Genomic DNA, 23,656 nt, shown 5'->3' with positions numbered 1-23,656 from the left:
TTAAAAAAACGGGCGACATAATTTAAAGGTAAATTGTATCGTCCGTTTCTCTTATGAGGATTTATTTATTGTTGTTGAATAATACGTCGCTTAAAGCTTGTAAGGCTCTCTTCTTGTCAGACTCTCTGATCAGGAAAGAGATGTTGTAATTACTTCCACCGTACGAAATCATACGTACAGGTATATCTTTCATTGCCTGAATGGCTCTTGCCTCGAAGCCGATGTTTTCCCATTCTAAATCGCCCACTACACAAACGATACACATGTCATGGTCTACAGTAACTGTACCGTATTTTTTCAGATCGTTTACGATTTCGTTCAGGTGCTTAGTATTGTCGATGGACATGGAAACGCCTACTTCCGAAGTACAGACCATATCGATAGGGGTCTGGTAGCTTTCGAATATTTCGAATACTTTGCGCAAGAAACCGTGTGCCAGCAGCATGCGGCTCGATTTAATTTTAATAGCAGTAATATTATCTTTGGCTGCAACTGCTTTTATCTTACCCTTTTCTGTCTCATTAGAAATGAGTGTACCTGGAGCGCTGGGTTCCATGGTGTTGAGCAGACGTACAGGAATATTGGCATATTTAGCTGGTTGTACACATGTAGGGTGCAGAATCTTTGCACCGAAATATGCTAATTCAGCTGCTTCTTCGAAATGCAGTTGACGAACAGGAGAAGTTTTGTCTACTACACGCGGGTCATTGTCATGCATACCGTCAATGTCAGTCCAGATCTGAATTTCAGAAGCATTGATGGCTGCACCGATCAAAGAAGCAGTATAATCGCTTCCACCTCGCTGTAAATTGTCTATTTCTCCGTAAGCGTTACGGCAAATAAAACCTTGTGTAATATATATTTCCTGTCCTGGATGTGCTTCGAGCTGTGCTGACAGCTTTTCGCGGATATAGTTCAAATCGGGTTCACTATTTTTGTCTGTGCGCATAAATTCCAAAGCTGGAATAAGAACAGCCTTTACACCTTGTTCGCAAAGGTAATTTGTCACCATATTAGTCGAAATAATTTCACCCTGAGCTAAAATTACTTTTTCTTCGAACAGTGTAAATATATCCTTTGTGAAAGATCGGATATAGTCGAATACCGATTTTACGAACTCCAGAGTCTTTTGTTTGTACTCTTCAGTAGAGAAAAGCTCATCAATATGCTGTTTATACTTAGCTTCCAGCTTATTGATAACTTCGTTTGCTCCTTCGGGATTTTTCTTGTATAGATAATCCGAAATTTCAACCAGTGTGTTGGTTGTACCCGACATTGCAGACAATACTACTATTTTCTGCTCGCCATCAGTAATTAATTTGGCAACATCTTTCATTCTCTGTGCAGAGCCTACTGATGTTCCTCCAAACTTTAAGACTTTCATTTTCTAGTTTCGAATTTTAATTGTTCTATAAAATACTCTTTCTTTTGTGCGCAAATATACGAATATTTTATAGTTATTTTCAAGTAATGTTGATAAAATGTGTAACAATTTGTCTTTTTTAGTATTCATTTGCTTCATGCAGATGGTGTTGTTCGCAGCGATACACTTTGCCTGGAAACTCTGTAAGAAGGTTCAGGTTGTGGGTCGTCATAATGATGGCCGAACCCTGCGAACAGATTTCTTGAAGCAGACTGACAATATTCCGTCCCGTTTCTACGTCAAGATTTCCAGTCGGCTCATCAGCAAGGATGATTTCCGGCTTGTTTAGGATGGCACGTGCGATGACAATACGTTGTTGTTCTCCGCCTGAAAGTTCGTTGGGCATTTTGTATCCTTTGTTTTCCATACCTACCAGGTGCAATACTTCGTCGATACGGTTTTCTCTTTCCTGTCTTTGTTTCCAGCCGGTTGCCCTCAGTACAAAATCAAGGTTGTCGTGTACGGTACGGTCGGTCAGGAGCTGGAAATCCTGAAAGACAATGCCTAATTTCCTTCGTAATCCGGCAACATCCTTTTGTTTGATGGTACGCATGTCGTATCCTAAGACGTAAGCTTCTCCTCCGCATATCTCAAGTTCGCCATAGATGGTTTTCAGAAAGGTTGATTTTCCACTTCCTACTTTACCTATCAAGTAGACGAACTCTCCCTTTTTCAGCTCGAAATTTACATCGTTCAGGACACCCAATTCTTGCTGATTGATATCTACTCCTTTATAAAGGATAAGTGGTTGTTCTTCCATATAGATTAATGCTTCTTCCAGTTTTCGCTATGACGCTCTTTTAATTCACGTGCCAGATCTTCAATGCGGTAGCCTTTTGATGTAAGTAGCACGATAAGGTGATACAGTAAATCTGCTCCTTCATAAATCAAGCGTTCATCGGTACCGTTACATGCTTCTATTACGGTTTCTACAGCTTCTTCACCTACTTTCTGTGCCATTTTATTGACGCCGGATTTGAACAAGCTGGTAGTGTATGATTTCTCGGGCATTTCTTCGTGACGCTTGTCGATGAAATCTTGTAATTCTTTCAGGAACATGATATCTTGTTCGTTCTTTTCTCCCCAACAGGTATCAGCTCCGGTGTGACATACCGGACCAGCTGGATTAGCCTTTATCAGTAACGTGTCGTTGTCACAGTCGGAGGCAATGGAAACAACATACAAGAAGTTACCGCTTTCTTCTCCCTTAGTCCACAGACGATTTTTGGTACGGCTGAAGAAAGTTACTTTACCTGTTTCTACTGTTTTGTTGTAAGCTTCTTCGTTCATGAAGCCCAGCATCAATACTTTTTGAGTGTAGTTATCTTGAATGATGGCGGGGATAAGTCCGTTCATCTTACCAAAATCTAATTCCATATTATATTATTTAATTTGTTGTTTTAAAGTCTGACATTAATTCCTTCTTTGCAAAGGTATGATTTTAATTCGGGAATGGAAATTTCTCCAAAGTGAAAAACACTGGCTGCCAGTGCTGCATCGGCTTTCCCTTTTATGAAAGCATCTTTAAAATGCTCCTTACATCCTGCACCTCCCGAGGCGATGACGGGAATTGTCAGCATATCACTGAGCCGTGACAAAGCTTCATTGGCATAGCCGTTTTTCACGCCATCGTGATCCATGCTTGTAAACAATATCTCACCGGCTCCGCGTTCATTTGCTTCGTGCGCCCAGTCAAAGAGATCTTTGTCGGTTTCTTTTCTGCCACCATTCAGATAGCATTTCCATCCGTTTGCAGTCTGTCGGGCATCAATGGCGACGACACATACTTGCGAACCGAAGTGAGCCGCAATATCGTCTATCAGTTGTGGGTTGCGGATGGCCGAAGAGTTAATGGAAACCTTGTCAGCTCCGGCATTGAGCAGGCGGTCTACATCATTCAGTTCATGGATACCTCCTCCTACGGTGAAAGGAATGTTTATATGAGCAGCGATGCGTTTCACCAATTCCGTAAACGTTTTACGGCCTTCGTAGCTGGCGGTTATATCCAGATATACCAGTTCGTCTGCGCCTTGCTCACTGTATGCTTTGCCTAACTCCACCGGATCGCCCGCTTGGCGGAGGTTGACAAAGTTCGTTCCTTTTACAGTCTGGCCGTCTTTAATGTCCAGGCATGGAATGATACGTTTTGCTAACATGATATTATTGTCTTTTATTTAAATATAACGGCTTAGTTCTCCGAGTGATATTTTACCTTCGTACAAAGCTTTTCCCACGACGACAGCAGGAATACCCGCTTCGTGAAGCTTCAAAATATCATCAAGACTGCTTACGCCTCCACTTGCTATCAGGTGCAACTCAGGATAAGTTGCCATAATGTCTTTATAGAGTGGGGTGGAAGGCCCTTCCAGCATTCCGTCCCGACTGATATCGGTACAGAGAACTTTAGTTATTCCTCTCTTAATATAGTAGTCCAAAAATGGCATTAACTCTTGCGAGCTTTCTTCTTTCCATCCGCTGATTGCTATTTTTTTGTCTTTTACGTCGGCTCCGAGAATGATTTTTTCATTACCGTATTTGTCCAGCCATTGGCAGAGTGTTTCCGGCTGTTTTACGGCAATGCTTCCCAATGTGACCATCTGGGCTCCGTTCTCGAAAGCAATCGCTAAATCTTCATCACTTTTTACGCCTCCCCCAAAGTCGATTATCAATGAGGTCTGACTGGCTATTCTATCGAGTACACGATAATTTACAACATGATGTGAAGCTGCTCCATCCAAATCGACTACATGCAAACGGCTGATTCCGTATGCTTCAAATTCCTTGGCAACTTCCACAGGATTCTCATTGTATACCTTTTGAGAATCGTATTTGCCTTGTGAAAGGCGTACACATTTCCCATCTATAATATCAATGGCTGGAATGAATTCTATCATAATATGCTAAATATCGGTTGAGGTATGTTTATAAATCGAGAAAATTAGAAAGGATTTTTTCTCCGTTTTTCCCGCTTTTTTCAGGATGAAATTGTGTGGCATAAAAATTATCTTTGTGCAATGCCGAACTGTAAGGCAGAATATAGTCGGTCTGGGCTGCGGTACATTCGTTTAAAGGAACGTAATAACTATGCACAAAGTAGACAAATTCCTCATTGCCTAAGCCTTCGAATAATTTACTCTGGAGGTGAGTAATGGTATTCCATCCCATGTGAGGGACCTTGTCTTCATGCTGCCAAGAATGGAAGCGTTTTACTTCTGCATCGAATATGCCCAAACAGTCTACATCTCCCTCTTCAGAGTGGCTACACATAAGCTGCATGCCCAGGCAAATACCTAATACGGGTTGCTTCAAGTCTTTAATGAGAATATCGAGTTGGTTCTCCTTTAGATAATGCATAGTGTTTCGGGCTTCTCCTACGCCTGGGAAGATTATCTTATCTGCTTTTTGTAGAATTTCTTTATCTGCAGTAATAATGGGCTCTATCCCCAAGCGACGCAATGCATAGTCGACAGAGAAGATATTGCCGGCATTGTATTTTATAATAGCTACATTCATCCTTTTTTGTTTAATTTGTAGTTTTTGCAAAAGTAACGAATTATTGTGAACTTCCTATTATTTATAACAGAAAGTTCGTTAATAAGCTTTGTGTGTAACAAGTCTTTCTAAAAAGGTGTGTGATATTTAACCTTTATGTAAAAAATATAATAATGGAAAATGAAGAATTTGAATGCGGGCTATTGCAAGTTAAGAAAAAAGTTGTACCTTTGCATCCGCAATCGAGAGAGAAAGCAATAAAAACAAAAATTTAATGGTGCGTTAGTTCAGTTGGTTAGAATACATGCCTGTCACGCATGGGGTCACGGGTTCGAGTCCCGTACGCACCGCTGAGGCTCAAGGACAACTGAGAGCCTGAAAGCGACAAAGTCCACAATTTCAATGAATTGTGGGCTTTTTTTATGTCCTGTAAGTGCCAATCCAAGGACATCAAACAGCCCACTTCGGACAAAGTTCCGTTACCAAATCGTTACAGAAAAATTGACGTCTGATTATTGTAACGGTATGTAGTGAAAAATATAGAAATGATTTTAAGTAGAAGTAGGTTTTGTTTTTAGCTTGACACGTTCGTGATGAGATATTGACACCTTCGTGCTTTGGTATCGTCACGTTTGTGATGAGGCCATATCACGTTCGTGTCAAGATATATTCGATAGCTTTTATTCTCATTTTTAAGGTGATGCTGCATTACTGCATATGAACAATCTAATGTTTGTGCGGTGTGAGATTTTAACGTCTCTTTGTTCGTAAAAATATGTTAGCTTGTTTTTGGTTTATTCGAAAAAGTCCTAATTTTGCACTGCCTTTTGAATAGCAAAGCAAATATGGAAAATTATATGGTAAAAGCGGCCGACGCTTTTTTGACGGGACGTCCTTACGGTATACGTCTGGACTTCAAACGAAGAGGTTTTGTCCTTTTCAATCATAACATGAATTTGCTGGGTAATGACATACCCTGCCGGGTAGATATGCTCCCTTTGGAAAACTTTGATGTAGAGGATATACCTCAGTTGGGCGACCGTATTGTTCGGAATGGAGATGTGACCGACATCTTTTTTTATAATGAGGCTAATAATCCTTATGCTGGCAATAGGGTAGATTTGGAAAAACTAAAGATTTATAATAAGTATATTTATCCGCTGGCTCTTTTGCTTGATCGTAATTTATAAAGTATGAACTTCATCGATGAAGTTCTATATAAAAACAGTATCCGCCATTGAGGTCAATAGAAACCATCAATGGCGGATATGTTGTTATAGCGGTCAATTCTCCTCTATTTTACGTCAGGGAAGGCTGCCTTCCAGATATCGAGTCGTAGATCGACGAGGGTAAGCGACCCAATCACGGCTTGTGCCTTGGGTTGAGTACCGTCATTATAATCCAGCGGAGTAAGATACGTTCCCTGAGTTGTATTTTCTTTGTATTTTACCTTAAATCTTCTCATGGAAGCATGATTAGGTTCTTCTTCTCCATAGTTATTGTCACAGAAATATAAAAATGCTACGTTGCCTTCAGCATCGAATTCGGCTCCCCAGATAGTCATTGAATGTCGGCTGCCATTAGGACCGACAAAACCGTTAGCCGAGAATCCAATAGCCTTGTTGGTACGAAAAGCATTTTTCATCCATAAATTAAAATTTTCCTTCGATAAGTTACGGGTTTCGGTTGCAACTGCATCATTTTTGGAAAATACTTTAGAGAAGAATCCTTCAAAATTTTCATTGTAGCAATATGTCAGGTTCTGCTTGTTTCCGTTGATAAACCAGTTTACGCCTCCTGTATCCCAGCTTCCTTGATTAGGAAAAGAAGCTTTGAAAAAATTAAAGACTTCGCTATGATTCTGGTCTTTTTCTGTCATTTTACGATATCCCATAGGGCAAGGATCCCCTCCATATTTAGCTTCGTATGCTTCGATGTATTTTCGGTTGTGCTCCAGCCACCAGTGAATAAGGTTGGAAGCTGTTGCAGCCCAGCACATATTTCTGTCGCCGATATACTGGAATGTCTTGTTGCAATCGTACCATCCACAGCCCTCCTTCCAGGTCAGGTAGTTTTCTTCATTTGGAAGTCCCAGCTTTTCGTAAGCGTAGCGCATCCATTCTCCTTCAGGAAAAGAGCTTACGTCTACGGTATACGATTGAATATTTTCCTTGCCGTGGAAGTCTGGGGATGTAATTCCGTATACCCAATAAGTTTGGTTGCAGAAATCCATGTCGGCACTTCCTCCTGTTTCATCAGACTTTAGTGTCAGGTTGAAAGTTGTCTGCATGCCGGGAGAGAAACTTTCGATATCAGAATTGAGTGGATATGTTACACTTTTCCCCTCACTTGTCAGGCGGATAAGTCCGTCGCCGTTACGATATGCCTCTGCTTCTTGAGGAAGAATAATTGCTGTGTAGATATTCGACGTTTCTTGTTGAGGAGTGATCCATGTATAAGTCGGTTCTGCCTCTTCTGTTAAAGTTACATTTCCGCTTGCGATAGAAATTTTTCCTTCAGTACGACTTCGTATTTCTATTTTCAGATCATCAGGTACAGACCCTTTCAAGTTTATAAAAATCCGGTGCAGTGCATGGCGAAACTGCATGACGGCAGAAGTGCTGCTGGCATCGACGGTGGTGCTTCCGAATAAAATATCTGCTGCCGCATAATTCTGTTTATCATGCTGTTGGACAGGCAAGCTGATTTTTCTTACTGATGCATCGCCTTCATACTGTGGAAGTATGGGGAAAATGCCCGTAAGGTAAAGTTCTCCTTGTCCATAGTCACTGCGTTGCAGATTGGGAGTCCATTGTCCGCCAGCATAAGTTAGCTGAGTTGTGGTGGTTTTTGCTTCAGACTTGATTTGAATTTCAATGCAGTCATTTTCTACAAAGGAACCTTTTCCTTCACTGTCTGTCACGACACGTGTTTGTTCTCTGGAGCTATCTTCTGTCCATCCCGTCTGAAAACAGGTTAACGAAAAACAGTTGTCTTGACTGATTAAAACATCCTCTGTCTGGTTACACGAGTTCAGGAAGAACAGAGAACTGAAAAGTATGATAGCAGTTGCGTTGAATTTTTTCATAACTATAAAATGTTTTTCTTTTGGTCCTTATTTATATATACGCAAGATAGCATTAATTGTTCATTTAAAACATTGAAAAATAGTATTATTGTTTGAGCGGTGATTGTTTTTGTTTTAATTTTTTCCTCCACCACAAGAGATATCCTAAACATATCAGTAACGATACCGTTGTGGAGAGTGGCGGGGCATATCCCATCCAGAAAAGGCTTGTCGGATCGATATGACTGAAGGCCCACGATAGAGGTATACGGAAGAGAAATGTAGCTATAAGACTGTGAATCATCGGGAACCATGAGTTGCCTTGTCCGCTGAAATAAGAATTTATGCAAAACACGAAACTGACGATGATACAGTCGATGCTGTATCCCCGCAAATAGGTTGCTCCCATGGCGACTACGGATTCATCGTCTGTAAAGATTCTTACAAGAGTTTCCGGCAGAAATTGTGAGTAGGCACATACTGAAATACCGAAGACTAATGCCATTGCGATACCTGAACGCAGGCATTGGTTCATACGATGGATAAGGCCGGCACCATAATTTTGTGCAGTCATGGCGGCAACGGCCGATGAAATGGCTACGGGAGGCAACATGGCAAACACGATGATTTTTTCGACTACTCCTAATGCTGCCGATGCGATGACACCCATTTGATTGACGATGATTGTAATAATCAGGAAGGAAATGTTGATTAGTGCATCTTGCAGGGCGATGGGAGCTCCCAGCAATACGACTCGTTGTGACAGATTTCCGTTCAGGCGGATGTCACGTCGGGTAAATGGAAAGCTGAAACCTCGGCGATGCAGGAACCATAGGGCAGTCAGGAAACTGATTCCTTGTGAGGAGATGGTGGCAATTGCCGCTCCTGCCGCACGCATGTGCAGACCTCCTACCAGAGCAAAGTCGAGTATAACATTGACCATACAGGCCAATGCTACGAAATAAAGTGGTGTGCGAGAATCGCCGAGTCCGCGTAGAATTCCGCAGACAACGTTATAACCTATAATAAAAGGGATGCCCAGTGAGCAGATTAGTAGATACATTTCTGTATCGTGCATGGCTTCGGCCGGGGTATGCATGATGCGGGCTATGGGATTATGCAGGATAGTCATCAATAGTGTGAGCAGGATTCCTGTGATGGCAAACAACCATACCGACGAACCTATAATGGAAGCTGATTCTTTGTAATTGCGTGCTCCGGTAGCTATGCCGATGAGAACAGTCACTCCGGTAGTCAGTCCAAGGATGATACCTGTAATGGTTTGCATCACCTGACTGCCTATTGCTACTCCGGCTACGCTTGCCGCGTCGTCAAATTGTCCTACGACAAATAAATCGGCACCACCGTATAAGGCTTGCAATACATTGGCCAATAGATAAGGTATGGCAAACTGGAACAGTACTTTTGAAACATTTCCTTGTGTCAGATCAAGCTCTTTCATATTTTTCTGATAAACACTCTGATTTGATAAATTAAAAAAGCCGGATAAGTTGATTGGTTTTACCCAGTCATCTTATCCGGCTTTTTCTTGCCCTCCGATGAGGATTACAAAACGCTTTTTCGTTATGTGCGTGCAAAGGTAGGATTAATCATTGGCGTAATCAAATATTTTGGAAGATTTCTTGTGAACGAATTGTGTGGATTTGGGGGCTATCTACATGATTTGTTAAAGTAAAGAGAACCTTTTTTGGAAAAAACTTATGTAAAAACGCTGATTTTTGATAAAAAAGTATCAACCCTTCTTCGTGTAGATATACTATATTTGCAAAAAATACTATGATATATGAAAAATAAGAACTGTCTGTCCGGTTTATTTGTATTTGGTATAATAGCCGGATTATCTTTTCCTGTTTCTGCAGAAACTCGTCAGGGAGATAAAGAATTTATTTCTTCCGATGATTCACATATTGTTTATATGGGGAGAATCAGTAAAACCATTCCCCATACAGTCCGTTTTACTTATCCGGGAGTCAGCATTTTTGCCAATTTTGAAGGGACTTCTCTGCAGATGAAAGTGAAGCCCGGAAGTGGAGCTTTCATGGTGGAGATTGATGATAATTTGCCGTACCGAATCAATTTTTCAGAGAACGATTCGATACAGACCTTGGCAGAAGGACTTCCCGAAGGGCTTCATAGCGTACGGATTATGTATGCTATAGAGGGATATGAATTGAAACCTGCATTTAAAGGTTTTTATTTGGACAACGGATGTCAGCTTGGAGAGGCTCCGGTGTTGCCTGAACGTCGGATTGAATTTATCGGAAACTCCATCACTTGCGGGTATGGAGTAGAATCGGAGAACCCGAAGGATCCGTTTACTTATGACACCGAAAATCATTTTTATACCTATGCGGCTCGTACAGCACGGGCACTGAAAGCACAACATCTTGTAGTGGCTCGTTCAGGAATAGGGATATATCGTAATTATGCCGGACCTCGTTCGGGTAGCAAAGACTGTATGCCTGCCATGTACGAACAGGTACTTTTTACAGATTCTACCGAACTATGGAACCATGCTCTGTATACTCCCGATGTAGTGTGTATCAACTTGGGAACAAACGATATCAGTTTGAATGATTATGACATGGATTTGCTGACCGATGGGTATCGTCGTTTTATGAAAAAACTCCGTTCTATTTATCCAAAAGCCAAGTTGGTTTTGTTGAGCGGATCTATGACGGACAGTCAGGCACTGAGTGATTTAAAGAAAGCAATGGATACGGTTGCCGGCGAAATGAACAAAGACGGAGATAAAGAAGTATATCGTTTTGATATGTCACCGCAGACGGGCTCATTGGGAATGGGGGCCAGTTATCATCCATCTATGCGGCAGCAGCAGAAGATGGCATCCGAGCTGACTGCTTATCTTAAGAAACTCATGAAGTGGTAATGAATAGTGGACTTTAAAATATTATGAAAATGAAGAAATGGATTGTAAGTGCTTGCTTGTTGATGACGATGCAAGCCGGAGCATGGGCAAAGGTCACTTTACCCGATATTATGAGTGACAATATGGTATTGCAGCAGCAGACGGAAGCTTGTCTGTGGGGAAAAGCTGATGCAAATGCCGAAGTAACTATCCGTCCGTCGTGGAATAATGAAGCCTATAAGGTGAAAGCCGGGGCCGATGGCAAGTGGATAGCTAAGATTCAGACACCTACTGCAAGCTATCAGACCTATACGATTTCTATCTCCGATGGGGAGGAAGTGAAACTGAACAACGTGCTGGTAGGGGAGGTTTGGTTCTGTTCCGGACAATCGAATATGGAAATGCCTCTACGTGGTTTCTGGAATTGTCCGATAGCCGGAGCCAATGAAACGATAGCTACAGCATCGAAGTGGAAAGGAATCCGTGTGGCTACAGTCGAAAAGAACGGACAGTTGCAGCCTGTCGACGAATGTAAGGGAAGTTGGAAGGTGAGCAATCCGGAAAATGCTCCTGCCTTTAGTGCAACAGCCTTCAATTTTGCCATGATGATGAATCAGGTACTGGATATTCCAATCGGTATCATCAATTGTAGCTGGGGTGGTTCGATGGTAGAAGGATGGTTGCCCCGTGAGATTGTTTCGCAGTATCCCGATATTGACCTCAAGCGTGATATCCGTAAGGAAGACGGACACGACTGGTGGCATTACCTGAGCCCGACGCTGATGTACAACGGCATGCTGAAGCCTTTGCAGAATTATACCATCAAAGGGTTCTTGTGGTATCAGGGAGAATCGAACGTGGGCAAGCACAAGACGTATGCCGAACGCTTGAAGACCATGGTGGAACTTTGGCGTAAAGAATGGGGACTGGGTGAACTGCCGTTCTATTATGTAGAGATTGCTCCTTTCAATTCTACGGAAACTACCGGATGTGCATATTTGCGTGAGGCACAGTTCAAAGCACAGTCTATTATTTCGAACAGTGGAATGATTTCGACAAACGATCTGGTACAGCCTTATGAAATAAAGAATGTTCATCCCAAGAACAAGTCAGATGTAGGAAAACGTCTGGCTTATATGGCGTTGAGCAAGACGTATCATGTGCCGGGCATAGAAGCTTACGGACCGGTTTATAAGTCGATGGAAGTAAAAGACGGTGCCGTTATCTTGTCGTTCGACCATGCAGAAGAAGGCTTTAACCGCTTGTCGGGCATGGAAGGTTTCGAAGTAGCCGGAAGTGATAAGGTCTTTTATCCGGCAAAGGCCGAAGTTTTCAATAACTTGCAGATTAAAGTTACCTGTGATAAGGTAGCACAGCCGGTTGCCGTACGCTATTGTTTCCGCGACTTCCAGTCGGGAAATGTAGCCAATCTGCGTGAATTGCCTTTGTATCCGTTCCGTACAGACGACTGGGAATAAAGGAGTATTTTGAGTTATATCTTATTTAATAATTAAGGACAAAATGGTTCATGAAAGGGAGTCTGACTTCTTTATTTATGAACCATTTTTTTATTGGGCAGAACAATTTATTGTTTCTTAAAAATAAAGCCTGTCCAAATTTTCTATTGCGTAAGTACACTTTAGAGTGATTTGGACAGGCTTTGTTCTGAATCTGTAATTCCTTATTTGTTTTCGGTACATTCCATTTATTAGGGCTTTTTCGCTTTTTATCTCGCAGTGATTCGTGCAGTCCATCCTCCTCCGGGAGCCATCTGGATTTCCAGTTTGTCGGATGCTGAGATGGTCCGGACTGTTTTCTTGTAGTCGGTAGCCTCACGGTCTGCATTTATGCCATCGGCAAATATCTCGGCCTGATAAGAACCTTTTCCCAAAAAAGAAAAGTCGAGTGTATAATTTCGCGGTGTCCAGTTAGTCATGGCGGCTACATACCATACATTGCCTTTGCGTCGAGCCAGTACGATGTATTCTCCTATCGTTCCTGTCAGTGCTATGGTTTCATCGAATGTGGTGGGGACCTGTGCTATGAAGTCGGTACATTCCTTTTCTTTCATGTAGCGGCTTGGGCTGTCGGCCAGCATTTGGAGTGGTGCTTCGAATATAGTGTACATAGCCATTTGATGTACGCGCGTTCCCATACTCATGGGGCGGTCATTGCTGGTACGGAATTCACTGCGGCTGGCATTCATCATAGCTCCTGGTGTATAGTCCATTGGCCCCACAAGCATACGCAGATACGGAGCTGTCACTGCGTAGCGTGGAAAGTCGTTGAGTGGTGCGCCGTTTATGATTGGTTCCCATTTTGCATTTTCCAGTCCCTTTACTCCTTCAAAGTTTAGAATATTGGGGTAAGCGCGCTGTACTCCGGTAGGACGTAATCCGTGCAAGTCGAGCACTAACTTGTGGCGAGCGGCACATGCGGCTATGTCATAAACTGATTTCATAAGTGGTTGGTCGTCACGGTCGAAGAAATCAATCTTGAAGCCTTTTATACCCATTGCTTCGTAGTAGGCAAAGTTCTTCTCAGTGTCTTTCATAGCATTTCTCCAGCTGGACCACAGAATAATACCTATATTATTGGCATTGGAATAGGCTATCAGCTCTTTCAGGTCGATGTCGGGATTCAAATCTTGCGTAAGCGATTCATTTCCACTCCAGCCTTCATCGATAATGATGTATTCCAGACGATTGGCTGCAGCAAAGTCGATATAAGCCTTGTAGGTTGCTGTATTTATTCCCGATTTAAAACTTACTCCAGTCAGGTTGCATGCGTTCCACCATTCCCAGGCTGATTTTCCCGGTTTTATCCATGAAGTATCAGTGATTCGGCATTCTGGTGCCAGACATTGTGCTATATCGTTATCAAGGAGTTGAGTATCTTTGTCGGTTACCAGTACCACGCGCCAAGGCAGACTGAAGTGATTTTCGATTCGGGCGATATAATCAGCACGTCGAGTAGGAATAAGATTCAAACAATTATATCCTCCAATTGTTTCTTTTAGAGGGTAAGGGGCAAACTTCGCTTGTACGCCTTGTCGATTTTGTGTATTTACACTCAGAAACATTCCTGGATAATTCTCTACTCCAGCATCCATGATAACCGCTTTCTTTCCGTTTTCCAGTTCCACCATCAGTGGATTAATGGACAGAGAATCGTCTGGCATTTCCGAGAGTCGGACTGGAGTATAAAATGATTCGAATGAAAAACAGTAACGTTCTCCGCTTCTCTGGTCATTGACGTAAGGTACCAGCGCTTTATAGTCTTTATCAAAGTTGAATTCGGCTGTTTCGCTGGTAACCCGGTAAGGTTTTCGTATCTCTGATATAAGGCGATAGGCAGCTCCATTGTCATAAGCGCGGAATTCAATACTGTAACCTCCGCGACATTTCAGAATAAACTGATTGTATATGTCTTTTACTTCAGCTTTTTTATAAAATGGAGTCTGAAAAGAGGTATTGACTGATTTTCGGCTTTCGTTTATTACTTTAATGTCATTCCCCATGTGAATAAGAGTCTTTCCTTTTTCATCCTTTCCTTCGAGAGCAATAGCCGAAGGTTGCAGTACGGTAGTGCCATCGTGCTCTATTTGCCAGTTGAGGTTTTGTTCCGCATTTACCGTGAGAAGCAATTTGCCATTGGGTGAATTAAGTTGATATTGTTGGCCCGAAGCAGTAAAGATTCCTGTAAATAACAGAATGCCGGGCAGATATCTTTTGAATGATAAGTTTTTCATTTTTTTATCTTTTAAAGTTTATCTATGTATATATGTCGTTCAATTGTTGTTTACCTCAGGCAGATATGGTTTATTTCTTCCAGCTCTTCTGTAGTGAATCTGGTGTTGTTCAGTGCTTTCAGATTGTTGGACAGTTGCTCTACCGAACTGGAACCGATGATGACTGAAGTTACAGATTCGTCTTTTAGTAACCATGCCAGGGCCATTTCTGCCAGAGTCTGTCCGCGGCGACAGGCTATTTCGTTCAGCAATCTGATGCGTTGCAGCATCTGTTCGGTCAATGATTCTTTTTTCAGGGAGCCGTTGTGCGACATACGTGATCCTTCGGGAATTCCGTTCAGATACCGGTCGGTAAGTAGTCCTTGCGCCAATGGAGAGAAAGCTATGAAGCCTGTTCCGTTTTGATAAGCCTGTTGTAAAATACCTTCTTGCTCAGGTTCGCGGTTGAAAAGGTTGTAACGTCCCTGATAAAGCAGACAATGTACATCGCGCTCTTCGAGATAACGGTAAGCTTTATCAGCAGCTTCCTTGGGATATTTGGATATTCCCACATAAAGTGCTTTTCCTTGGCGTACAATATCTACGAGAGTCTGCATTGTTTCTTCAAGTGGTGTATTGGGGTCGTAACGATGGCTGTAGAAAATATCTACGTAATCCAGATTCATTCGCTTGAGACTTTGGTTGAGGCTGGCCATCAGATTCTTGCGAGAATTCCATTCTCCATAAGGACCGGGCCACATATCGTGTCCGGCTTTGGTAGATATGAAAAGTTCGTCGCGGTAAGGCATGAACGATTTTTTCATAAGGAGCCCGAAGGTTTCTTCGGCAGAACCATAGGAAGGGCCGTAATTGTTGGCTAAATCGAAATGTGTGATACCGTGATCGAAAGCATAGTGTGCCATGGCCTGTGAATTTGAAAAAGTATTCACGTCGCCAAAATTATGCCAGAGTCCCAAGGATATTTCGGGTAGAAGAATACCACTTTTTCCACAGCGGCGGTATTGCATGTTGCAGTTATACCGCTCTGAAGCAGGCGAATAGATAGAAGGTGTCATAATATTATTTGTTAACTTCAGACTTTATAAGTGTCATGATAATTGTTGGAATATTGTTTCTTTGTCATTGATAATCAAGGAACCTTTGGAGAAACTTACTTCACTTCCTCCAGATATAATACGCGGCTGGAGTAATCGTTCTGTTTGTGATAGTCTACAATATGGTTATAAGGTATTTCCAGACCGTTTTTCATCAGGTAAGCTCCACTATATGTCTTCCCTTCGAAGGCAAGTGGTTGGCTGTCTATCCGGTTCAATTCCGTAATGCGGTAGGTCTTTTCAGGATCGAGTCCCGCCATTGTAACACGAGGCAAGTGCTGGTTGACGAAATGTTCGGTCTTCCACCAGTAGAACACTGCCTTGTCCTTTTCAGGACTGGTGTACATCAATGAAGCTACTCCTTGATGGTCGTAAGGAGAAACCAGGCGATAGATATCTCCCAGTTGTACGATAGGACGAATCTTTTTGTAGTCGGCGATAGCCTTGCGGCACAAATCCTTTTCCTCGTCGGTCATGTTTTTAGGCTGGATTTCCATGCCCAGTCGTCCGCTCATCGCCACATCGATGCGGTACTTCAGTGGAATGGTACGGAAAGTCTGGTGATTGGGTGCCGCACTGATGTGCGAAGCCATGGCGATAGCAGGGAAGAAATAAGAGGTTCCCCACTGCATGTATACACGTTGCAGGGCATCTGTATTGTCGCTTACCCAGAATTCATCGAAATAAGGCAGGTAACCGTAGTTGGCGCGACCGCCGCCACTGGCACAAGCCTGAATGGTTAAGTCCGGATATTTGGCGCGGATACGCTGGCACACTTTCTCGAATCCCCGGTGATATTCAATATACATGTGACTCTGATTATCGGCTGTCAGATAGTTGGAGCCGTGATTCATGATAGGCATATTGGCATCCCACTTAATATAAGCGAGGCCGGGATGCTGTGTCATCAGGTCGTCTACTACCTTGAATACGAAATCCTGTACCTCCGGATTGGCAAGATCGAGTACCACCTGCGTACCTCCACGTCCCAGAACCGGATCACGCTGCGGAGCTTTCAGTATCCATTCCGGATGCTTTTCATACAGTTCGCTGGTAGTGTTCGCCATTTCCGGTTCAATCCAGATACCGAATTTGATGCCGTGCTTCTTGGCATCTCTTATCAACCCCTCGATACCTTCGGGAAGTTTGTCCTTGTCTACCACCCAGTCGCCCAGTGAAGAACTGTCGTTCTTGCGCGGATATTTGTCGCCAAACCAGCCGTCGTCCATCACAAAAAGTTCACCACCCATCGAAGCAATGTCGCCCATCATCTGGTCCATGCCCTGCTGGTTGATGTCGAAATATACTCCTTCCCAGCTATTCAGCAGAATATCGCGTACCTTGTTCCCATGAGCCAGTTTGTACATTCTTCCCCATTTATGGAAATTGCGGCTCGCTCCGCTCAGACCTTCGTCGGTGTAGGTTAAGGCAACGGCAGGTGTACGGAATATTTCTTTCTTGGAAAGTGTGTACGACGAGTTCTCTTCGTTGATGCCCGCATAGAACTGATGATAGTCGCTGTCGTCAGTATCGATTCTCAATTTATAATTGCCTGTGTAGCAAAGTGCTGCTCCGATAACCCTACCTCTATTTTCCTGTGGCGTTCCATCGAGTGAGAACATCACTTCGGCATGTGAGGTATGCGAGTTACGCGCTCCATCTTTGTTCTTGATGATTGTCATGCCCGGTTGAAGAGGTTCTTGTGTAAGTTGTCCTTCGTTGGCCCATGATCCGGAAAGGTGCGAAAGCCATACGTTTCCTCGGCGGATAGGCAGGTAAGCCGATGCAAACTGAGTCAGGCAAACCGGCTTTTTTTCGGAGTGGCTTATTTCCGTCCAGGTTTCTATCATGTCGACATTTGTGTAAGCTTTGTAGCATACATTTATATAAAAAGGATAGACTTTGTCTTTCAGGCGGACAGTGGTGAGGGTACTCTGAGCATCTTTATCCGTATCGACACCGACAATTTCCATTTGGGTTGACATGTTTCCGTCTGCATGCCTGACGGACAATGCTGTTTCACTTGGGCAGTTCATTCCATATACCGGATAAGCTGTATGATCGCAATTCTTTGCTTCGTTGATGTTTTGCAAATCAGTTTCGCTCAGTTTGCTTCCATAGTAAAGATATTTCAGTTCTCCGCCGGTCGGTGCGTTCAGCACGAGTGATGTTTGGGGAGTAGAAATGCAGATGTTCTGTGCCCACATGTTTCCGGCAAGTAAAGTACAACTTGCCAGCAGGTAAATTTTGTTTTTTACTTTCATGCTTTTCATTTTTTGATAGTAGATTTATACATTCGTTCATTTTATACGTGAGTTCGGGATAAGAAAGTATCTTTAAAAGTTGGTAATCACCGAATTATTTTGTATATTTAAGTCTGACAAACAATTAATTACAAATTAACAACAATGATTACCAAGGATAAAGTTACGGAAAATCTATGGAAAAACCTCCAAAATTCGGCAGATTAACGCAATGTAATCTGTGAATTAAGTAGTTAGGAGAAAATCGCGGAAGTTGGATAAAGGGCTGAATAGCGTTTCAAAGCGGATTGGAGAAAGAGAACGGTTTCCTAATCGTTACCCGTCAGAAATGCAGATTTAACAGTCACCGTTCCGTTTGCGCCGCTCTGCGTAGGTTTGCTTGTCAAGGTTTAACTCGTTGATTTATAGTTTTGCAACCAAAAAAGAACGAGTATGACAAGGAGCACATTTCGCGTGCTGTTCTATGCGAACGGCAGCAAGGAGAAGAATGGAACTGTCCCCATCATGGGACGGGTTACAATCAACGGAACGGTGGCGCAGTTCAGTTGCAAGCGGAGCATCTCAAAAGAACTTTGGGATGCAAAGGGCAACCGTGCCAAAGGCAAGAGTTTGGAGGCAAGGGAAACGAACCTTGCGCTTGACAACATCAAGGCGCAAATCATCAAGCACTACCAGCGCATATCCGACCGTGAGGCGTTTGTGACGGCAGAGATGGTACGCAACGCCTATCAGGGCATAGGCGGCGAGTATGAAACGCTGCTCAAAGCCTTCGACCGTGAGAACGAGGTGTTCAAGAAGCGTGTCGGCAAGGACAGGAAACTGGCGACTTACCAGTCAAGGGTAGTGGCAAGGAACTATGTGGCGGCGTTCATCAAGTCGTTCTACAAGCGCAGCGACATGTCGATGCTGGAGCTTACGCCCGACTTCATCAAGGAGTTTGCGGTCTATCTCTCCACGGAAGCGGGATTGCGCAACGGCACGATATGGGAAAAGTGCATGTGGCTGAAAGGTGTGGTGATGTGTGCGCACTTCAACGGTCTGATACCGAGAAACCCGTTTGCGCAGTTCCATATCAGCCCGAATGTCAAGGAGCGTGAGTTTTTGACGGAGGATGAGTTGAAGGCGGTAATGACGCACGAGTTCGCAGACCCGAAGCTGGCATACATCCGTGACCTGTTCGTGTTTGCGAGCTTCACCGCCCTTTCTTTCGTGGACATCAAGGAACTGACCAACGACCGAATCGTGGAGGTGAACGGCGAGAAATGGATTATCTCCAAGCGTCACAAGACGGGCGTACCTTTCCAAGTAAAGCTGCTGGACATCCCCTTGCAGATAATCGAGCGTTACCGACCGTTCCAAGAAAACGACTTGGTATTCCCTAATCTGAACTATTGGTCAATCTGCAAACCGTTGAAGAAGATGATACGGGAATGCGGCGTGAATAAGGACATCAGCTTCCATTGCTCACGTCATGGATTCGCAACCCTGGCTCTCTGCAAGGGTATGCCGATAGAGAGCGTAAGCCGCATTTTGGGACATACGAACATCGAAACGACCCAAATCTATGCGAAGATAACCGTGGAGAAGCTGGATAACGACCTCACGATGCTGGGCGACAAGTTGAGCAAGTCATTCGGTAACATCAAGGTGGCAGGGATATGAAACGGGCAACAATCACGATGGACGGAAGCGGCAGGGTTGCCGTACCGTCCGATATAGCCAATGTGTGGATGAGCGAAATGGAGTTGGTAACGCTGTTTGATGTAATCGCCCCGACACTCCGTGCCGCTGTCCGAGCCGTGTATAGGAGCGGAGTGTTGCAATCTTGCGAAGTGGAAAGGCGCATCAGGCTGCCAAACGGTTATTATTTGGAAGTGTATGCGCTGCCAATGGTAATGGCACTGGCTTTCCGTATCAACACATCCAATGCCGCAAGAGTGCGTAATGTCTTGCTGGAAAGGCTGTGCTTGCGAAAAGACAGACAAATGCTTTGGCTTTCGTTAGGTAACAGCATATCGTGTAAGTGTTAGCGAGTGCGGTTGCGTGTCACTACGCCCATGCACTCACACAATCCAAGTCTGCCCGAAGAAGTACCATTTTCCGCTTCTTCGGGCTTTTTCTTTTCGCCTTTTGATGACTGATATTGTCCATCTTACTGCATTTTCTTATCCGTCGGTTTCTTTTGCGCCGTTCTGCATAGTTTTACATATCAAGGTTTTAGCCGTCCTGCCGTAGCTTTGCAACCATGTTTAATCCACCTGCCGACAAGGTGTCGGCGGCACTAAAACCTATATTTGAAACATGGAAAAGAAAGAAGAATTTATCCGTGTAGGCACCACGCTCTACAAGATTGTGAACCAGCCCGCATTGACGGCGGCTATGTGAGGAGACGCATCGCATGGAACGCCGAGACCCTGCGACAGGACTACGGCAAGGACTACATGGCGGGCATCCCGAAGTATGACGGCTTCTGCACCGTACCCGACCATGTAGGCTACCAGCCCGTAGTCGGCAAGTTCCTCAACCTCTACGAGCCGATAAGCCATGTTCCCGTGCCGGGCGATTTCCCCTGCATTCGCTCGTTGGTGGAACACATCTTCGGCGAACAGTACGGGTTGGGCATGGACTACCTGCAACTGCTGTATCTGTATCCCGTTCAGAAGCTGCCCATCCTGTTGCTCGTGTCCGAAGAGAGGAATACGGGCAAAAGCACGTTCCTGAACTTCCTGAAAGCCGTATTCCAGAACAACGTGACGTTCAACACCAACGAGGACTTCCGCAGCCAGTTCAATTCCGATTGGGCGGGCAAGCTGCTCATCATGGTGGACGAGGTGCTGCTCAACCGCCGTGAGGACAGCGAACGGTTGAAGAACCTCAGCACCACACTATCCTACAAGGTGGAGGCGAAAGGCAAAGACCGTGACGAGATAGGCTTCTTCGCCAAGTTCGTGTTGTGCTCAAACAACGAGCATCTGCCCGTTATCATTGACGCAGGTGAAACACGCTATTGGGTGCGGAAGATTGTGCCGCTACGGAATGATGATACCGACTTCCTGCAAAAACTGAAAGCGGAGATACCCGCTTTTCTTCATTTCCTGCAACACCGGCAGCTATCCACCGAAAAAGAAAGCCGAATGTGGTTCAACCCGAAGCTGCTGGAGACGGAAGCCCTGCGGAAGATTATCCGAAGCAACCGCAACCGTTTGGAGATAGAAATGACGGAACTCCTGCTCGACATCATGGCAAGCGTGGGCGTCAGTTCTGTTTCTTTTTGCCTCAATGATATTATCCCGTTGCTCGTCTGCTCGCAAGTAAAGGTGGAGAAGTCGCAGGTTCGGAAAGTGGTGCAGGAATGCTGGAAGCTTACCCCTGCATCCAATTCGCTTTCCTACACCACCTACCAATACGACTACAACCGTGAATGCCGTTACTCGCCCGTCAGGAGGATTGGACGCTACTATCTGGTAAGCAAGGAACAGTTGGAAACACTCTGATATTTTGATGAAATGATGAAAGCATATATAAACATAAAGAATGACAGCGACTTACATTCTCATCAAACGCTCAACAAAAGGATTGGGCTGATGAAAAGAGAAAGGCAACACAACGCCGCTCATCGCTTTTCTTTTGGCGAGCGGTTTGATGAAACGCTGATGAAAGGTTATTGCATTAGCTGTCTGTATATTAGACTATCCAATCATCAAATCATCGGAATTTCAGCCCTTATCAAGTCCGCAGGGGAAACGGCAACACCATCCCTGTCTGTATGCTGTTGTGCCGACAGGCAATCATGCCGGCACAACGGCACAGAATATCATACAAGGCTGGCAAAAAGAAAAGGGCGACCAACATCCGCCGACATCATCGCCGACACCGCCGCAGGCTTTTGGGAACGAAAAGCCATAGCTCATTAGGGCGTTTTCTTCACGCACCGCTGACGCTAATGCTAAAAACACCCCAATGAGCCAACGGGGTTACACCCCTCTGGACACCCCCGTTTGCCCCGTGCGGCACGACCGCAGGCGGACGGATACCGACAAACAATTTGTAGAACCAAAAAAACAAGAAACAAACATGGGATACATAAGCATCCAAATCAACAAGGCGAAAGGGTCGGCTGACACGGGCGCATCCGACCACATAGAACGCAAAACAATGCCCAAGAACGCCGACCCCACACGCACCCATCTCAACCGTGAACTGGTGGAGTTCCCCGACGGTGTGGCAGACCGCACCGAAGCGATAAGCCACCGCATCCACACGGCAGGCATCAGACGAAAAATTACTCCCGACCAAGTACGGGCAATCCGCATCGTGCTTTCGGGTTCGCATGAAGATATGGTGAGAGTGCAGGACGAAGGCAGGCTGGGTGAATGGTGCGATGACAACCTGCAATGGCTGCACCGCACATTCGGCAGGGAGAACACCGTTTCGGCAGTGCTGCACATGGACGAACACACGCCGCACATCCATGCAACGGTCGTACCGATAGTGACGGGAGAGCGCAGGAAAGCCAAGAAGAAACAAGCGGACAGCAAACGCACCTACCGCAAGAAAGCCAACGCCGTGCGTTTGTGTGCCGATGACCTCCTGACCCGTGAAAGGCTTGTCGCTTACCACGACAGCTACGCCGCAGCGATGGCGAAGTACGGATTGCAGCGTGGCATACGAGGTTCGGAAGCACGGCACACAACCACCGCCCAATACTACCGTGACCTGAAACGGCAGACGGGAGAGCTTGAAGCCAACGTGCAGCAGTTGCAGACCGAACGCCAACAGGCAAAGCAGGAACTTGACGAAGTCAAAAAAGAAATCAAGTCGGAGAAGCTGGAAGCCGCCAAGACCGAGGCGAAAGCGGCACTCGTGGCAAAAGTAGGTTCTCTTTTGGGTAGCGGCAGACTGAAAGAGTTGGAAGCCGACAACCGAACCTTGCAAGGCGAGGTTGCCGCCCGTGACGAGAGTATCGAATTATTGCAAAAGCAGATGGAGCGGCAGCAGGAGGAACACAGCCGCCAATTGGTGGAACTGCAAGCCAAGTACCGCAGGGAAATGGCGGACAAGAAAGCGGCACACCAAGAGGAAGTGTCATTCCTAAAATCCATTATCCAAAAAGCCAAGAAATGGTTTCCGCTGTTTCAAGAGCTGGTGTATATGGAGAAGTTCTGCCTTAAAGTCGGCTTCAACGAAAGGCAGACTGCCACGCTCATCAGCGGCAAACCGCTGTTCTACGAGGGCGAGCTCTATTCGGAAGAGCACAGGCGGAAGTTCACGACCGAGGAAGCAGGCTTCCAAGTGGTAAAAGACCCGAAAGACAAGTCCAAGCTTGCACTTGCCATCAACGGGCAAGTGATTGGAGAGTGGTTCAAGGAGCAGTTTGGCAGGCTGTTCTCATCCGTTAAAAGGACGGTTGAACCGCTTAGGAGAGGTAAGGGCATGGGATTATAAACAATACCAACGGAAAAATAGCAAGTTTGTGTTTGGGGCAGACCAAAACCGCTTGCTATCCTCAGTTGGTTGAAACGTCATTTTATTTGTGCCCGAATCCTACTCAAACTTGCCTGTGTGATGCCTAAATAACGTGAGTTCGACGAATTGTAAGTGTTTGTAAATTTGGTGATTAGCGAAAATTGTTGTAACTTTATAGTGCTGAATTACAAAGAATTACAAACAATAAT

18 protein-coding genes, 1 tRNA gene and 1 pseudogene are annotated in these 23,656 nt (G+C 44.6%); 9 read left to right on the top strand and 11 right to left on the bottom strand.

Annotation, left to right across the window (positions count from 1 at the left end; all coding sequences use genetic code 11):
- Positions 1–61 precede the first annotated feature (61 nt).
- The 6 genes from ACZM60_RS01775 to hisH all read right to left on the bottom strand — a co-directional run bounded on the left by ACZM60_RS01775 (position 62) and on the right by hisH (position 4,936).
- Positions 62–1,384, bottom strand: coding sequence for an aspartate kinase (locus ACZM60_RS01775; protein WP_021971993.1), 1,323 nt, complete (start codon positions 1,382–1,384; stop codon positions 62–64).
- 118 nt (positions 1,385–1,502) lie between these two features.
- Positions 1,503–2,183, bottom strand: a complete 681-nt coding sequence (locus ACZM60_RS01770; RefSeq protein WP_489520642.1) for a cell division ATP-binding protein FtsE — start codon at positions 2,181–2,183, stop codon at positions 1,503–1,505.
- Positions 2,184–2,188: 5 nt separating this feature from the next.
- Positions 2,189–2,800 (bottom strand): bifunctional phosphoribosyl-AMP cyclohydrolase/phosphoribosyl-ATP diphosphatase HisIE, encoded by a 612-nt coding sequence (gene hisIE, locus ACZM60_RS01765; RefSeq protein WP_021971995.1) that lies wholly within the window; start codon positions 2,798–2,800, stop codon positions 2,189–2,191.
- Between the two features lie 23 nt (positions 2,801–2,823).
- Complete coding sequence (gene hisF / locus ACZM60_RS01760; RefSeq protein ID WP_021971996.1) at positions 2,824–3,579, bottom strand: imidazole glycerol phosphate synthase subunit HisF; 756 nt, start codon at positions 3,577–3,579, stop codon at positions 2,824–2,826.
- Positions 3,580–3,597: 18 nt separating this feature from the next.
- Positions 3,598–4,317: a 1-(5-phosphoribosyl)-5-[(5-phosphoribosylamino)methylideneamino]imidazole-4-carboxamide isomerase gene (gene hisA, locus ACZM60_RS01755; protein ID WP_489520641.1), complete on the bottom strand. Its 720-nt coding sequence runs from the start codon at positions 4,315–4,317 to the stop codon at positions 3,598–3,600.
- A gap of 28 nt (positions 4,318–4,345) precedes the next feature.
- Positions 4,346–4,936 carry an imidazole glycerol phosphate synthase subunit HisH gene (gene hisH / locus ACZM60_RS01750; protein ID WP_489520640.1) on the bottom strand — a complete coding sequence of 197 codons (591 nt, stop codon included), beginning with the start codon at positions 4,934–4,936 and terminating at the stop codon, positions 4,346–4,348.
- 255 nt (positions 4,937–5,191) lie between these two features.
- Here hisH and ACZM60_RS01745 point away from each other — a divergent pair.
- A tRNA-Asp gene (locus ACZM60_RS01745) sits at positions 5,192–5,265 on the top strand.
- A gap of 495 nt (positions 5,266–5,760) precedes the next feature.
- Positions 5,761–6,105: a hypothetical protein gene (locus ACZM60_RS01740; RefSeq protein ID WP_340320016.1), complete on the top strand. Its 345-nt coding sequence runs from the start codon at positions 5,761–5,763 to the stop codon at positions 6,103–6,105.
- A gap of 104 nt (positions 6,106–6,209) precedes the next feature.
- Here the strand turns inward: ACZM60_RS01740 and ACZM60_RS01735 are convergent, their stop codons facing one another.
- Positions 6,210–8,003, bottom strand: a complete 1,794-nt coding sequence (locus tag ACZM60_RS01735; RefSeq protein ID WP_489520639.1) for a fimbrillin family protein — start codon at positions 8,001–8,003, stop codon at positions 6,210–6,212.
- A gap of 85 nt (positions 8,004–8,088) precedes the next feature.
- Entirely contained in the window at positions 8,089–9,444 is a 1,356-nt protein-coding gene (locus ACZM60_RS01730) for an MATE family efflux transporter (RefSeq protein WP_489520638.1), read from the bottom strand.
- 342 nt (positions 9,445–9,786) lie between these two features.
- Here ACZM60_RS01730 and ACZM60_RS01725 point away from each other — a divergent pair, with 342 nt between their 5' ends.
- Both ACZM60_RS01725 and ACZM60_RS01720 read left to right on the top strand, forming a co-directional pair.
- Complete coding sequence (locus ACZM60_RS01725; protein WP_489520637.1) at positions 9,787–10,893, top strand: SGNH/GDSL hydrolase family protein; 1,107 nt, start codon at positions 9,787–9,789, stop codon at positions 10,891–10,893.
- 29 nt (positions 10,894–10,922) lie between these two features.
- On the top strand, positions 10,923–12,350 hold the full coding sequence (locus ACZM60_RS01720; RefSeq protein ID WP_489520656.1) for a sialate O-acetylesterase: 1,428 nt from the start codon (positions 10,923–10,925) through the stop codon (positions 12,348–12,350).
- 248 nt (positions 12,351–12,598) lie between these two features.
- On the opposite strand, the gene ACZM60_RS01715 is transcribed toward ACZM60_RS01720, so the two are convergent.
- The 3 genes from ACZM60_RS01715 to ACZM60_RS01705 all read right to left on the bottom strand — a co-directional run bounded on the left by ACZM60_RS01715 (position 12,599) and on the right by ACZM60_RS01705 (position 17,981).
- Complete coding sequence (locus ACZM60_RS01715; protein ID WP_489520636.1) at positions 12,599–14,623, bottom strand: retaining alpha-galactosidase; 2,025 nt, start codon at positions 14,621–14,623, stop codon at positions 12,599–12,601.
- Positions 14,624–14,673: 50 nt separating this feature from the next.
- Complete coding sequence (locus ACZM60_RS01710) at positions 14,674–15,678, bottom strand: aldo/keto reductase (protein ID WP_489520635.1); 1,005 nt, start codon at positions 15,676–15,678, stop codon at positions 14,674–14,676.
- Between the two features lie 95 nt (positions 15,679–15,773).
- The gene (locus tag ACZM60_RS01705; RefSeq protein WP_489520634.1) at positions 15,774–17,981 is read right to left on the bottom strand and encodes an alpha-galactosidase; all 2,208 of its coding nucleotides are present in this window, start codon (positions 17,979–17,981) and stop codon (positions 15,774–15,776) included.
- 432 nt (positions 17,982–18,413) lie between these two features.
- On the opposite strand from ACZM60_RS01705, the gene ACZM60_RS01700 reads away from it, so the two are divergent.
- The 5 genes and pseudogenes from ACZM60_RS01700 (at position 18,414) to mobV (ending at position 23,426) form a co-directional block, all read left to right on the top strand.
- Complete coding sequence (locus tag ACZM60_RS01700) at positions 18,414–19,643, top strand: site-specific integrase (RefSeq protein WP_489520633.1); 1,230 nt, start codon at positions 18,414–18,416, stop codon at positions 19,641–19,643.
- Entirely contained in the window at positions 19,640–20,011 is a 372-nt protein-coding gene (locus ACZM60_RS01695; protein ID WP_072546079.1) for a virulence RhuM family protein, read from the top strand. The genes ACZM60_RS01700 and ACZM60_RS01695 overlap by 4 nt, the downstream gene beginning before the upstream one ends.
- A gap of 271 nt (positions 20,012–20,282) precedes the next feature.
- Positions 20,283–21,475 (top strand): annotated as a pseudogene (locus tag ACZM60_RS01690) (primase-helicase family protein).
- A 12-nt stretch (positions 21,476–21,487) separates the two neighbouring features.
- On the top strand, positions 21,488–21,895 hold the full coding sequence (locus ACZM60_RS01685; RefSeq protein WP_239464711.1) for a hypothetical protein: 408 nt from the start codon (positions 21,488–21,490) through the stop codon (positions 21,893–21,895).
- Between the two features lie 160 nt (positions 21,896–22,055).
- Positions 22,056–23,426 carry a MobV family relaxase gene (gene mobV / locus ACZM60_RS01680; protein WP_489520632.1) on the top strand — a complete coding sequence of 457 codons (1,371 nt, stop codon included), beginning with the start codon at positions 22,056–22,058 and terminating at the stop codon, positions 23,424–23,426.
- Positions 23,427–23,656 lie beyond the last annotated feature (230 nt).

This window comes from Phocaeicola sp. (assembly GCF_057861905.1).
The sequence above is the reverse complement of the archived record's forward strand: the minus strand, read 5'-3'. Positions and strand labels throughout refer to the sequence as shown.